A 13,600-nucleotide genomic window follows, 5' to 3' on the forward strand; every position below is an offset into this window, starting at 1 on the left:
GCCAGAAGCCGTCGCCCCTTTCGGAGAGCCGAACACGAGAGCCTCCATTGTTCGGAAACCCGGATAAACGATTCACCCTGAAATTAATCACTCCACAAAATCTTGATGTAAATCATCAAGTTAAACATTTTTCTCACGCAAAGTACGGCTGGTACAGATCCTGCTCCGTTCACCGCACCCCGAGTCTCCAGATCGACCTGGGGCGCATCTAGATGAACCTGCATCAGCACCGTCTCACTACTAGAGAGAAAAATAATGAAATCTGCTTTCAACACCTTGGTTCCGGGCGCTTTGGCCCTCCTCCTGCTCCTGCCCACCGCCCTCCAGGCAAAAGAAGTCGAAACCCAGACCAAACTCGCCAACGTCGTGGTGCTTGCCACTGGCGGCACCATTGCCGGTGCCGGCGCCAGCGCAGCCAACAGCGCCACCTATCAGGCGGCCAAGGTCGGCATTGAACAACTGATCGCCGGTATCCCCGAGCTGAGCAAACTGGCAAACGTGCGTGGCGAACAAGTCATGCAGATCGCCTCGGAAAGCATCACCAACGACAACTTGCTGCAACTGGGTCGCCGCGTATCCGAACTGGCCGACAGCAAAGACGTCGATGGCATCGTCATCACCCACGGCACCGATACTCTGGAAGAAACCGCGTACTTCCTGAACCTGGTGGAAAAAACCGACAAGCCGATCATCGTGGTCGGCTCGATGCGTCCGGGCACCGCCATGTCGGCGGACGGCATGCTCAACCTGTACAACGCCGTCGCCGTGGCCAGCAGCAAAGAAGCGCACGGCAAAGGCGTGCTGGTGACCATGAACGACGAAATCCAGTCCGGTCGTGACGTCAGCAAAATGATCAACATCAAGACCGAAGCGTTCAAAAGCCCTTGGGGCCCGTTGGGCATGGTGGTCGAAGGCAAATCCTACTGGTTCCGCCTGCCAGCCAAGCGCCACACCATGGATTCGGAATTCGACATCAAGAACATCAAGAGCCTGCCTGACGTAGAAATCGCCTACTCCTACGGCAACGTCGACGACACCGCCTACAAGGCTCTGGCCCAGGCCGGCGCCAAAGCGATCATCCATGCCGGTACCGGTAATGGTTCAGTGTCTTCGCGCGTAGTGCCGAGCCTGCAAGCCTTGCGTAAAGATGGCGTGCAGATCATCCGCTCGTCCCACGCCAACGCCGGTGGTTTCGTCCTGCGTAACGCCGAACAGCCTGACGACAAGTACGATTGGGTGGTCGCACACGACCTGAACCCGCAAAAAGCCCGCATCCTGGCCATGGTCGCCCTGACCAAAACCAACGACAGCAAAGAGCTGCAACGGATGTTCTGGGAATATTGATTGCCCCTCGCCTGAGCCTTTCCGGCTCGGGCAGCATGCTCACCACTCGCCTGCGGCGGGTGGTGCCGCCATCTACGCCAAGCGCGACTTTTTCGTACAAATTAATCGACCCGACCTACACCAAAACCGGAAAAGCGCTGTCAGAGGATTTTCTTGAATTTTAAGCAGTTGCGAAAATGCCTACAGTTAAATACTGTATGCCCGTACAGCTTAATAAGGATAACCTCGTGGCCACCTCTCCTGATGCTCCTGACGCTTACGCACGCATGGGTATGCGCGTTCAGAAAATCATCAATTCCCCTACCGCACAAAAAGCCAAAGCCGCACTGATCTTCCGCCTGCCGGACGAGCCTGTGGATGCATGGGAGCAACTGCTCGAGGAAATCGACGAGAACGACAACGTCACACTCGCCTATCGCGACGATGGCGGCGTGCAGATTTTTTGGGTTGTGCCGAAGGAAGATTGATTCAATGAGTGTCCGCTGTTTTGCTTTGCTGTTGCTGTTCATCGCTTTTGGCGCCCAGGCTGGCGCACCCCGCACCTTTACCGAGGCTAAAAAGGCCGCCTGGAAACTGTATGCACCGCAGTCCACCGAGTTTTACTGCGGGTGCAAATACACCGGCAACAAGGTGGATCTGAAGGCTTGCGGTTATGTGCCACGCAAAAATGCCAAGCGTGCTTCGCGCATCGAATGGGAGCACATCGTCCCGGCGTGGGAATTCGGCCACCAGCGCCAATGCTGGCAATCGGGGGGACGCAAGAACTGCACCCGCTATGACCCGAGTTATCAGAAAGCCGAAGCCGACCTGCACAACCTGGTGCCGAGCATTGGCGAGGTCAACGGTGATCGCAGCAATTTCAGTTATGGCTGGCTACCGGTGCAATCCGGGCAGTACGGCTCGTGCCTGACCCAGGTCGATTTCAAGGCCAAGAAGGTCATGCCGCGTCCGTCGATTCGCGGCATGATCGCGCGCACCTATTTCTACATGAGCAAGCAGTACGGCTTGCGCCTGTCGAAACAGGATCGGCAGTTGTACGAAGCATGGGACAAAACTTATCCCGTGCAGGACTGGGAACGTCAGCGCAATCAGAGCGTGGCGTGCGTGATGGGACGCGGCAATGAATTTGTCGGCCCGGTAAACCTGAAAGCCTGCGGCTGATCCTCCAGCGCAAAGGAAAAGGCCTCGAACGTGATGTTCGAGGCCTTTTTTGCTTTTAGCTTCCAGCCTTGTTGTAGCGCCAGTAACCCATCAGATTGAGTGACTCGCGGGGAATACCGCATTCCTTGATCAGGTATTTGCGCAGGCGCATGACCGCAGCGCTTTCTCCGGCGATCCAGCCATAGAATCCTTGAGGGGCCGTGTTGGCGATCTCCCAGAGTATGTCTTTGTCGATATCGACTTCAGCGAGTTCGGCGGCTTTCCCTGCTGATGGATCATCTGTGGGCAGGAAGGCTTGCTGCACCGCCTCCACCATCAGCGTCCCAGCCACTGTGGCCAGCGCCTGATCGCGAATCAGCCACTGCACCGACAGCCCGGGCCAATCCGGTACCGGGAGCATGTCTGGCGCACTGTCCACCTCAAAGTACGCATGAGTCTGAGGCGGTTCAGGCATGGCAGCCAACTCGTCAAGAATGCCCATGGCGGCCGGCAATGCCGTGGCATCCGCCACCAGCAAAACCTCCTTGAGCAACTGCGGCGGTTTCCATTCGAACCCTCCGGCGTCCTGTGCCGAAAAATTACTGTCGGGAGCGAGAATCTGCATCGACGCTCCCGGCTGCGCACGCAGCGCCCAGCGCGACGCGGGGCCGGTCTCGCCGTGCAGAACAAAGTCGATGTCGACCTCGCCCTGATCGGCGCGCAAATGACGAATGGTGTAGGTGCGCATTGCTGGTCGCCGGCTCGCCAGCATCGAACGAAAACGGGTGTACCAGCCCTCCTCCTGCGCAAGCCTTGCAGGCGATCCATCCTCAGCAGGAAAGAACAGTTTGACGCGCTGATCAGGCGCCCAGGTGGCCATGTCACCTATCGAAGGGTCGGCGAGCGTGATCCGCATCATGTGCGGACTCACCAGCGTCTTGCGGTGCAGAACCGCATTGAAGAGTTTGTAGGGAGCGGCGGAAGCCATGCGGAGCTCCTTCAAGAAATCGTGGTTGACTCGTATAAGACGAATCGCCCGCGATGTCCTTTAGGCCGCTCCGCTGAATGCGCTGCTTAAGGCGCGAGCGGATGCTCGACGATTACCGACTCGATATTCTGCTTCTTGGCCTTCACCAATGCTGCATCCACTTGCACCTTGCGCGCTTCAGCTTCGGCCTGCGAGTTGAATGGGCCAATCAGGATCCGCGTCTTGCCGCTGCTGTCCTTGATCACGGTCGGCACGAACGCATGCTCGATCAACCAGCCACTCAGGTCACTGACAGCCTGAGGTGTTTCGCCACGCACTTCGAGGTCCCATTGCGGGGCGGACGCTGCCGCAGGTGCGGTCGCAACTGCCGTTTTCGGCTTCTGCACGTCTACACTCTTGCCTTCACCACATCCTGCCAATGCCAGGGCCGCGACCATCCAGACCAATTTGCGCACAACGCTTTCCTCGAAAATCACAAAGCGGCGATCTTAACATTCATAAATACTTCGCGAGGCCCGCAAAATGGGCACAAAACAACGAGATTGATGATTGCAGCCTCTGTATAGTTACGCCCTGGGAATTAATGCCGCATCTGCGCGTCAGAAAGAGGCACCCAAACCGTGAGACTTCGCACTAATCTATACGTACCACCGACCTCTGCACTGTCTGAATCAGGTGCCCTACAAAGCAATCAAGGAGAAGACCATGCTGATACTCACCCGCAAAGTCGGTGAAAGCATAAACATTGGTGATGACATTACGATCACCATCCTCGGCGTAAGCGGTCAGCAAGTCCGTATCGGCATCAACGCCCCGAAAAACGTTGCCGTGCACCGTGAAGAGATCTATCAGCGCATTCAGGCTGGCCTGACCGCCCCGGACAAGCCACAAACGCCCTGAGCCACCCCGCAGTCAGTAGCCAGTCCGTTTGCCTTCGCGTAAGACTGGCTAAAGATTCACGCGCCGTACTGCCATCCGCGCCCCACTCCGCTGGGCACGGCGCCTGACACTCTCCTCGCCTTTACCCCCTCTTCTGCTGCAGCGCGATACTACCTGCGACTACCCAGGCTGGCTGTCAGACGTTTCCGAGAGAACACAGGGAATTGCTCCTTGTTAGCCGAACGTCACGCCGCGCGCCATGCCGCTAGCTGCAATCACCATCAGCACCAACAGCAGCGCCTCGACATGGCTGATCCGCGCGAACAGCTTTGCACGTCCGGTATCGAGCGCCTTGCCCCGCGCCAATGCGATTCGCCATTTGACCAGCGTGATCATCGGCGCCAGCTCTGCCAGCAGAATCAGCACGAACAACGTCATCTTCAAATGAAACAGCGGCTGGTGCAGATAGTAGTCAGTGCCCTTTTCAAAGCCACCGAAGGCGCGCATGCCACCGGTCACCAGCAGCACCAGCGCAGCAATCCCCCACAGATTATCAGCGAGCAAAACCCGCTTGGCCTCGCCGACGCCAGCGGCCAAACGACTGAGTGCCGCGCCTCGGGTCAACACTGCCCAGAAGCCCAGTGCAAAAGCCAAGAGATGAATCGCGGCGAGAAACCAGTGAACCAGCATCGACGAACTCCTTTGAGAAAGCCCTGGAAAACGCCAGTCAGTAGTAGTCGAAAAAAACCGGTTTCGCCCGCGCGCGATCGTGGGGTTGGAAAGCTTCGCACTGGAAGCCGGGAGACAGAAAGCGTGATTCACCAAATCGCAGGCAAAAAAAATCCCAAGCAGCTGATGGAAGCTTGGGATTTAAAAATGCATAAACCGTGGTGGTGAACGCGGGGCAGATGTTACTGAAGTTCACGAACAGCAACAACATTTTTTTGATAACCGGTCGGTTAAAAATACCGGTAACCCCTTCAATATCCACACTTTTTCGACGGATCCAAAAAAGCACAGAACGCCATATCAGCACGTCGTGTTATTTCGAAACACGCTAAGCGCATGGGTAACGGAAGAGGTGAGGTGAGGTGTCGAGGGGAGCGCCTTGAGCGGCGTTCTGAGGCGGGAGTTTTGCAAAAGTTTTGCAAATCGCAGACAACAAAAAAGGGCCCACCTTTCGGTGAGCCCTTCCAGACCGCCCAGCAGAGCGGATTTTGTTTGGTAGGCGCGATTGGACTCGAACCAACGACCCCCACCATGTCAAGGTGGTGCTCTAACCAACTGAGCTACGTGCCTGCTGTGAGGCGGCATTCTACGGAATTCCGGAGGGGTGTCAACACCTTTTTTTCACCTAACCCTATGAATATGCAAAATATTTAATTTCGGGCCGGTGAAGAAGATTTTTCCGGTGGCTGGCGGAGGTTTTTCAACTCGGGTAGGATCGGCGCACTCGTAAAATATATTAAACAGAGGCTGCAGGATGGCGAACACCCCTTACCCAGAGTCTTATTACGCTGCGTCGGCCAATGCCGTACCGCCACGTCCGGCCCTGCAGGATGATGTGGAGACGGATGTCTGTGTGATCGGCGCCGGGTACACCGGGCTGTCCTCGGCCTTGTTTCTGCTGGAGAACGGTTTTCGCGTCACGGTCCTGGAAGCAGCCAAGGTCGGCTTCGGTGCGTCGGGGCGTAATGGCGGGCAGATCGTCAACAGCTATAGCCGCGACATCGATGTCATCGAACGCACGGTTGGCCCGAAGCAGGCGCAACTGCTCGGGCAGATGGCCTTCGAAGGCGGCCGGATCATTCGTGAGCGCGTGGCCAAGTACAACATCCAGTGCGACCTGAAGGACGGCGGCGTATTCGCCGCCCTCTCCGCCAAACAGATGGGTCACCTGGAATCGCAGAAGCGCCTGTGGGAGCGCTTCGGCCACACCCAACTGGAACTGCTCGATCAGCGCCGTATTCGCGAAGTGGTGGTGTGCGATCAATACGTCGGCGGCATGCTCGACATGAGCGGCGGCCATATTCATCCGCTGAACCTGGCGATCGGCGAAGCCGCTGCGGTCGAGTCCCTCGGCGGCACCATCTATGAGCAATCGCCAGCCGTGCGCATCGAGCGCGGCGCCAACCCGGTGGTGCACACGCCGCAAGGCAAGGTCAGGGCCAAGTTCATCATCGTCGCCGGCAATGCCTACCTCGGCAATCTGGTACCGGAACTGGCGGCCAAATCGATGCCGTGCGGCACCCAGGTGATCACCACCGAACCGCTGGGCGATGAGCTGGCGAAAACTCTGTTGCCGCAGGATTACTGCGTCGAAGACTGCAACTACCTGCTCGACTACTACCGACTGACCGGCGACAAGCGCCTGATCTTCGGCGGCGGCGTGGTTTATGGTGCGCGAGATCCGGCGAACATCGAAGCGATCATCCGCCCGAAAATGCTCAAGGCGTTCCCGCAACTGAAAGACGTGAAGATCGACTACGCCTGGACCGGCAATTTCCTGCTGACCCTGTCGCGCCTGCCGCAGGTCGGACGCTTGGGCGACAACATTTATTACTCGCAAGGCTGCAGCGGCCACGGCGTGACGTACACGCATCTGGCCGGCAAAGTGCTGGCCGAGGCATTGCGGGGTCAGGCGGAGCGTTTTGATGCGTTTGCCGATCTGCCGCACTATCCGTTCCCGGGCGGGCAGTTACTGCGCACGCCGTTTGCGGCGTTGGGTGCGTGGTATTACGGGTTGCGTGACAAATTGGGTTTCTGATCAGTTTTCTTGACTGACAAACAACTGTGGCGAGGGAGCTTGCTCCCGCCGGGTCGCGCAGCGGCCCCTCTTTTATCTAGAAAGAAGGCATGCTGCGCAGTCCAGCGGGAGCAAGCTCCCTCGCCACAAGTATTTGCAGAATTCAGATCAGAGCTGGTCTCGGGTCATTCCGCTACGGATCCGCAAGATATCCGCCAGCACCGCCAAGGCGATCTCAGCAGGCGTCTTGCTGCCCAGGTTAAGCCCGATCGGCGCATGAATCCGCGCCAGCTCGACCTCCCCTAGCCCACCAATCCTGCGCAAGCGCTCGAAGCGTTTCTGCGAAGTCTGCTGCGAGCCCATGACGCCGATGTAAAACGCCTCAGTGCGCACCGCCTCCATCATCGCCAGATCGTCGATGCGCGGATCGTGAGTCAACGCCACCACCGCGGTATCGCGATGACAGCCGCCATCAGCGATGAACACCGAAGGCAGTTGCCGACGAATCTCCACGCCATTCAGCACCACGCCTTCGAGCACTCCATCACGTGGATCGCAGAGAATCACTTCGAAACCCAGACCCACCGCGAACTCGGCACAGGCCTGCGCCACGCTGGAGTATCCCGCCAGCAACAGACGCTGAGCAGCACCCACGCGAATCCGCACCCGATCAATCTCGCGCTCGATGCGCGCACCCTGCTCGCGATCAACGAACAGACTGCGCGCACCGCTGGCCAGATCGACCTCGCGAATCAAACGGCGCTGACCGAGCAGCGCCGATTCAAGCTCACGCAGATGCGCCTGCACCTCACAGTCAGCGTCAAATTTCTCTACCAGTACATCGAGGATGCCGCCACAAGGCAGGCTGACCCGCGAGCGCGGATCATCACCTTCGCCGTAACGCACCACGTTGACCGCATCGAGAAACGCCCCTTCAGCGACGCGCTCGAGAAAGTCTTCCTCGACGCAGCCACCGGACAGCGACCCGATCCACTGGCCGTTGTCGTTCACCGCCAGCAGCGAACCCGGCGCACGCGGCGCCGAGCCGTAAGTGGTCAGCACCGTGCAGAGCCAGATGCGCTGCCCCGCCACCGACCACTCCAGTGCCCGCCGCACAACCTGTAGATCGAGATGCTGCATGTCAGTGCGCCTTGTGCTCGACCGCCGGAACTTCCGCTTGCAGCTTCTGCACGTCGCTCACCGCCAGCTCTGCCGATTGACCGCCCCAGCCTTGACGCAGGTAGTTGAGCAGATCGGTCAGTTGCTCAGGCTTGAGCTTGTCGGCGAAACCCGGCATCGGTTGCATATGTTCGAACCCGGCGAATTTCTGCTCACCGATACCGTCCTCGATCACCCGCAGCAGGTTGCGCGGATCTTCCAGGCGCAGCGTGGTATTGCCACGCATGGCCACGGCGATGTGCGGTTTGCCTTCACCACCAGCGGCATGGCAACCGGCGCAGACGTTCAAATAATCCTGACGACCGCGCTGAGCGCTCGGGCTGAGTTTGTCCAGCGACACTTCAGTCAGCTCTTTGGCTGCAGGTGGTTTGTCACCGAGGAGGAACGTCGCCATCGCCGCCAGATCCTGATCGTTCAGGCCCTGGGTGCTGTTGTGGAACACCGGGAACATCTCGTTGAACATCGTGCCCTGGGCGCTCATGCCGTGCTTGAGGAACGTGCTCAGGTCCTGCTGATTCCAGCCGCGCGCCGCCAGATCGGTGGCGAGCAGGCTCGGCGCCAGATAACCGTTGAGGATGCCGCCGGTAAGGCGCTTATCCAGCTGCATCGCACCCGGCAGGCCACGTGGTGTGTGGCATTCGCCGCAGTGACCGAGCACCTCGACCATGTACTGGCCGCGTTTCCAGGCTTCGCTTTTGCCTTCGCCAGACTCCAGCTTCAAGGCTTTGCCGTACAGCATGTTCCAGCCGATCAAGCCCGGACGCACATTGAACGGAAAGCTCAGACTCGTGACCGGCGCGGCGCGCTCGATCGGCTCGATGGTTTTCAAGTACGCGTGGATTGCATCCGAATCTTCTCGAGGCACCAGGTGATACGAGGTGTACGGCATCGCCGGATACAGATTCGCCCCGTCGCGACGCTTGCCTTCGGTCAGCGCAGCGAAGAATTCGTCATCGTTGTACAGGCCGATGCCGTGCTCTTTGCTCGGGGTGATGTTGGTGCCGTAGATCGTGCCGAACGGCGAAACGATCGGCAGGCCGCCGGCAAACGGCGCGCCGCCCGGTGCGGTGTGGCACGCCATGCAATCGGCAGCGCGAGCAAGGTATTCGCCGCGCTTGACCTGATCATCAGCGTGAGCAAACAACACCGGCGCAGCCAGCCCGACCGCCAGGGTCAGGCGGGTCAATAGATGCTTCATGCTCAACCCTCCTTGACCAGGCCGAGATCGGTCAGCACGTTGCGCGTGGCGTTGTAGTAACGCACGTACCCGGTGCAACGGCAGATGTGATGACCGAGGCTGTCCTCGATGACTTTTTCCAGCTGGCTTTTGACGATTGGCTGGCGCTGCAGCTTCTCCACCAATACCGTCGCGGCGTTGACGAAACCCGGCGCGCAGTAGCTGCACTGGAAGGCGAATTCGTCGACGAAACGTTGCTGGATCGGATTCAGCTCAGTGACCTGCCCTTGCTCGTCGCGCTTGGCGTGAGCTTCGATGGTGCGGACTTTCTTGCCTTCGAAATAATGCGCGCCAGTGATGCAGGTGCGCACTTCTTCGCTGGTGCCGTCCGGGTTGTCGACGATCACCACGCAGGCGTGGCAGATGCCCTGGCCGCAGCCCAGGCGCGAACCGGTGAGGTTCTTGTATTCGTGCAGGTAGTCGATCATCGGCAGGTCATCAGGGATGTCCACCGGGCCGACGGATTGACCATTGAGGGTCAGTTGAAGCGGACGGTTAGCCATTGAGGGCCTCCTTGATGCGCGCAGCAGTGATTGGCAGATCGCGAACACGTTTACCGATGGCGTGCGCCACGGCGTTACCGATGGCACCGACCACCGGGATCATCACCACTTCGGCGATGCCTTTGGACGGATCGCTTGGTGACAGCGGCGGCAGAATCTCCGCAGTCTGCTTCCACACCGCCACGTGGCGGGCCATCGGCAGGCGATAACGGTTGAAGTTCCAGTCACCCTCCCCCGGTCCGCCTTCGTACAGCGGCATCTCTTCCATCAGCGCGTGACCGATGCCCATGGCGATCCCGCCTTCGAGCTGGCCCTTGACCAATTCTTCGACCAGCACCCGACCGCACTCGACCCACGAATGGTGGTTGAGCACCTCGACTTCCGCCGAGCCTTTGTTGACCTTCAGCTCGACCAGCGTGGCCACCGGGCTGTAGTAAGTCACAGCGGCGTTGTTCAACTGGACCACCGGGTAATTGATGTTCTGGCGATCCAGCAGGTGGAAACCCGCCGTGCTCATCAGCGCTTTCTTCGCCTTCGGCGCGCCATCACCGTACTTCACTGCCAGACCGTCGAGCGGCAGACGCTCGCGCACGCCGTCGATGCTGTATTCGGCCTCGGCCCAGCTCCAGCGGTTGAACGCGTGAACGGTGGCGCCGGTGACCAGACCACGTTCGTGAGCGCGCTTGGCCAGCTCTTCGAAGCTCAACGGCTGCATGCCATTGGCGGTGAGTTTGCCGTCGACCCAATGCGCATCTTCGCGACGTACCACGTAAGGGTTGGCTTGTCCGCCGTAAGGGCCCTGACGCCAGATTTCCATGGCCGCCGGCCACAAGCCATTGTTGAACAGCACGCGCGCCGCTTCGCGGGTGGCGTGGCTGAAGTAGTAGGCCGAGTTAGTTGCGGACGACGCCGAGGCCAGCTTGCCAACCCAGCGCGGGTTGCGCAGCAGGTTGTCCTGCTCGGCCTGGCTCATGATGTAAGGGTTGCCGCTGGTGATCAGCTGCATTTCCTGCCATTCGGTTTCGCCGGTCTTCACGTCGTGCGCCGGGCTGCCGAGGAAATCGGCAACGACCAGTGCTTGCGAAGTGGACATGCCGGTGCCGATTTCGATACCGATGTGGCGCAGGGTGATGCGACCTTCAGCAGTGAATTCGATACTGGCCATCGGCGCTTCGGACCCGGTGCCGAAGTCTTTCTGGCAAATGGCGAAACCGACGCCGTACCAGTTGTCCGGGTCGGCGGCTTCGCGCTGTTTCTTGATCGCGTCGCGGTTTTTCCAGACTTCGTGCACCGAGGCCTTGTCGAGAATCTCGTGCAGGCGCAAGGCGCCCGCCGGGATCGCGCCCTGGGTGTTTTTCATGCCCGAACGCAAGGCGTTCTTGCGACGCAGATCAATCGCGTCAACACCAAGGCGATTGGCGATTTCGTCGACCATCATTTCGGTCGCCGCCATGCTTTGCAGGGTGCCGTAACCGCGCATCGAACCCGCTTCAACACCACGCGAGTGGTAAGCGGTGACCTGCAGATCGTTCTGCGGCATGTAGTAGATCGACTGCGCTGCCGTGGCGCCGACTGCCGCTACCGATGGGCTGTAGTTGATGCGACCGCCACCGTCGACGCTCATCTCGGCGCGGAAAATCTTGAAGCTGTAGTCGTTCTTGTCCACTGCCAACTGGTAGCGGATATCGAACGGGTGGCGCTTGATGCCGCTTTGGAACTGCTCGTAGCGGTCATTCGCCAGACGCACCGGCACACCGGCGCCATACAGCGCAGCGAGGGCCGCGTAGTAGACGAAGATGTTGTGGTCTTTGGAACCGTAACCCACGGTGTAACCCGGGTGCATGTTCAGGTTGTCCAGACCGAAGCGCGACGGCGCGATCATTTTCGCGGTCTCGGTCGCGGCTTCCAGCGGGCACTGAGTAGCGACCACGAAGTGCAGGGTCTTGGTTTTCGGGTCGTACCAGCCGTTACCGTTGTCCGGCTCCATCGCAGCCGGTTCGATCGACGGGGTCTTGTAGCGCTCGTCGAACACTAGCCAGTTGTCCGGCGGCGTGTCGATCTGCTGCTTCATGCGGTCAGCGTAGAACAGGCCGCGCTCGGTCAGGTTGCCGTGCAAATTCGGTTGGGAATTCCACACCGGACGCCGGTTCTTCAGCATCGGGAACAGGATCGAATCCTTGAGGCTGGCGAATTCGTCTTCGTCAGCCGAGGTCGGGCCACCCACGCGCACGTAGCGGAAGCTGCCATAAGGGTCGCCTTCGTAGTACGGCACTTGTGCACCGTAACGAATCGCCTTGTCATTGAATTTGAGTTTGTTCTTGGCCTGGCGGAAACGCTCGAAATCGTTCCAGATCAGGATCGCCACCGGGTGGCCGATGAACATCGGCACCTTGCCTTCCGGCAGCAATGGGTCCGGCGCGTGTTCTTCAGGGAATACAATGCCGTCCTTGTCCAGATCGGCCGCAGTGACGATGCGGTCAGGTTGCAAGTTGGCGCCCAGCCACGACAGGTCGAAGCCTTCGTAGATTCGGTCGGCCTTGATGGTTTTCAGCAGCATGGCGTGGCCTTGCTGCTCAGGCCAGCCCGGCATGTCCTTGGAGCGAATGTCGCGGGCAAACACTTTGTTGCCGCAGACCTTGGACAAGGCATCGTTACGTTGGCGTGCCTTGCCGTTGTTGCCGAGCCACTTCTCAGACGGCACGGTGACGCTGTTTTCCATCAAGGCAGCCAGCGCCTGACTGCTGAGCGGCGTGAGCGTGACGCTCACACCCGCCACCAGCCCGCCCTGGAGGAACGAGCGCCGGGATATATCACGGTTGGACATGGATCATCCTCTGGGCGGTTATGTGTCCGCCCTTCTGGTTATCTACTGGGAATCTCGAGTCTTGCAGAAGCCCTTCTTGGCGAAACAAAGGGCGTGTTGACAGTGCAAAGCTGACCGAAAGGTTAACTTTAAAGGTTTCCGGGCTCGCAGCAAACAACCAGTTACAAAAATTTGACTAAAGAATCAAAAAATCAATGCGACGTGGCACCGCAGCAGATCGCTGGGCAATTCGACAACCCCCTGTGGGAGCGGGCTTGCTCGCGAAGGCGTGGTGTCAGGCAGCCCTTTTTCAACTGACATACCGCTTTCGCGAGCAAGCCCGCTCCCACAAGGGAATTTGTATTGGATTCAGGGTGTGGGCAGGAGGAAAAGGAGGGAAATACCAAATTTCAGACACAAAAAAACCCGGCCTTTCGACCAGGGTCTTTGCTATCGATTCCGAAACAACCAACGGTTGCTTTCGGTGTTTCAAGGCGTTCAGTGGTCCTTGAAACAGATATGGCGCAGCGGACGGGACTCGAACCCGCGACCCCCGGCGTGACAGGCCGGTATTCTAACCGACTGAACTACCGCTGCGTATCGCTTTGAGCTTGCGCTCAAGTAACTCGTTTTGACTGAAAGCTTCGGTGCTTTGCAATCGCGAACCAGACAATGTCTGACTCGTAAAATATGGCGCAGCGGACGGGACTCGAACCCGCGACCCCCGGCGTGACAGGCCGGTATTCTAACCGACTGAACTACCGCTGCGCGTCGGTGGAGG

At 59.0% G+C, this 13,600-nt stretch carries 13 protein-coding genes and 3 tRNA genes; 5 read left to right on the top strand and 11 right to left on the bottom strand.

Annotation, left to right across the window (positions count from 1 at the left end; genetic code table 11):
• Positions 1 to 255 precede the first annotated feature (255 nt).
• From AC1RBR_RS17220 to AC1RBR_RS17230, 3 genes are all read left to right on the top strand, one after another.
• Positions 256 to 1,344 carry an asparaginase gene (locus tag AC1RBR_RS17220; protein WP_095136716.1) on the top strand — a complete coding sequence of 363 codons (1,089 nt, stop codon included), beginning with the start codon at positions 256 to 258 and terminating at the stop codon, positions 1,342 to 1,344.
• 197 nt (positions 1,345 to 1,541) lie between these two features.
• Entirely contained in the window at positions 1,542 to 1,811 is a 270-nt protein-coding gene (locus AC1RBR_RS17225) for a DUF1654 domain-containing protein (protein ID WP_492567254.1), read from the top strand.
• 4 nt (positions 1,812 to 1,815) lie between these two features.
• Positions 1,816 to 2,505 (top strand): endonuclease, encoded by a 690-nt coding sequence (locus AC1RBR_RS17230; protein ID WP_003226397.1) that lies wholly within the window; start codon positions 1,816 to 1,818, stop codon positions 2,503 to 2,505.
• Between the two features lie 55 nt (positions 2,506 to 2,560).
• Here the strand turns inward: AC1RBR_RS17230 and AC1RBR_RS17235 are convergent, their stop codons facing one another.
• On the bottom strand, positions 2,561 to 3,472 hold the full coding sequence (locus AC1RBR_RS17235) for a siderophore-interacting protein (RefSeq protein ID WP_492565736.1): 912 nt from the start codon (positions 3,470 to 3,472) through the stop codon (positions 2,561 to 2,563).
• A gap of 86 nt (positions 3,473 to 3,558) precedes the next feature.
• Positions 3,559 to 3,927 carry an SPOR domain-containing protein gene (locus AC1RBR_RS17240; RefSeq protein ID WP_492565737.1) on the bottom strand — a complete coding sequence of 123 codons (369 nt, stop codon included), beginning with the start codon at positions 3,925 to 3,927 and terminating at the stop codon, positions 3,559 to 3,561.
• Positions 3,928 to 4,177: 250 nt separating this feature from the next.
• On the opposite strand from AC1RBR_RS17240, the gene csrA reads away from it, so the two are divergent.
• The gene (gene csrA, locus AC1RBR_RS17245) at positions 4,178 to 4,372 is read left to right on the top strand and encodes a carbon storage regulator CsrA (RefSeq protein ID WP_003179932.1); all 195 of its coding nucleotides are present in this window, start codon (positions 4,178 to 4,180) and stop codon (positions 4,370 to 4,372) included.
• A gap of 213 nt (positions 4,373 to 4,585) precedes the next feature.
• Here csrA and AC1RBR_RS17250 read toward each other — a convergent pair whose 3' ends face one another.
• From AC1RBR_RS17250 to AC1RBR_RS17260, 3 genes are all read right to left on the bottom strand, one after another.
• The gene (locus AC1RBR_RS17250; protein WP_492565739.1) at positions 4,586 to 5,041 is read right to left on the bottom strand and encodes a DUF2214 family protein; all 456 of its coding nucleotides are present in this window, start codon (positions 5,039 to 5,041) and stop codon (positions 4,586 to 4,588) included.
• 37 nt (positions 5,042 to 5,078) lie between these two features.
• A complete protein-coding gene (locus AC1RBR_RS17255) occupies positions 5,079 to 5,342 on the bottom strand; it encodes a hypothetical protein (protein WP_492565741.1) in 264 nt (87 codons plus the stop codon).
• A gap of 231 nt (positions 5,343 to 5,573) precedes the next feature.
• A tRNA-Val gene (locus AC1RBR_RS17260) sits at positions 5,574 to 5,650 on the bottom strand.
• A 184-nt stretch (positions 5,651 to 5,834) separates the two neighbouring features.
• On the opposite strand from AC1RBR_RS17260, the gene AC1RBR_RS17265 reads away from it, so the two are divergent.
• Positions 5,835 to 7,118, top strand: a complete 1,284-nt coding sequence (locus AC1RBR_RS17265; protein ID WP_492565743.1) for an NAD(P)/FAD-dependent oxidoreductase — start codon at positions 5,835 to 5,837, stop codon at positions 7,116 to 7,118.
• Positions 7,119 to 7,265: 147 nt separating this feature from the next.
• Here AC1RBR_RS17265 and AC1RBR_RS17270 read toward each other — a convergent pair whose 3' ends face one another.
• The 6 genes from AC1RBR_RS17270 to AC1RBR_RS17295 form a co-directional block, all read right to left on the bottom strand.
• A complete protein-coding gene (locus tag AC1RBR_RS17270) occupies positions 7,266 to 8,237 on the bottom strand; it encodes an XdhC family protein (protein WP_492565745.1) in 972 nt (323 codons plus the stop codon).
• A gap of 1 nt (position 8,238) precedes the next feature.
• A complete protein-coding gene (locus AC1RBR_RS17275; RefSeq protein WP_492565746.1) occupies positions 8,239 to 9,474 on the bottom strand; it encodes a c-type cytochrome in 1,236 nt (411 codons plus the stop codon).
• Positions 9,475 to 9,476: 2 nt separating this feature from the next.
• Entirely contained in the window at positions 9,477 to 10,016 is a 540-nt protein-coding gene (locus AC1RBR_RS17280) for a (2Fe-2S)-binding protein (protein ID WP_166497523.1), read from the bottom strand.
• The gene (locus tag AC1RBR_RS17285; protein ID WP_492565747.1) at positions 10,009 to 12,840 is read right to left on the bottom strand and encodes a xanthine dehydrogenase family protein molybdopterin-binding subunit; all 2,832 of its coding nucleotides are present in this window, start codon (positions 12,838 to 12,840) and stop codon (positions 10,009 to 10,011) included. The genes AC1RBR_RS17280 and AC1RBR_RS17285 overlap by 8 nt, the downstream gene beginning before the upstream one ends.
• Positions 12,841 to 13,339: 499 nt before the next feature.
• Positions 13,340 to 13,416, bottom strand: a tRNA-Asp gene (locus tag AC1RBR_RS17290).
• A 94-nt stretch (positions 13,417 to 13,510) separates the two neighbouring features.
• Positions 13,511 to 13,587: transfer RNA gene (locus tag AC1RBR_RS17295), tRNA-Asp, on the bottom strand.
• Positions 13,588 to 13,600 lie beyond the last annotated feature (13 nt).

Source organism: Pseudomonas sp. GW823-FHT01D03 (assembly GCF_058798255.1).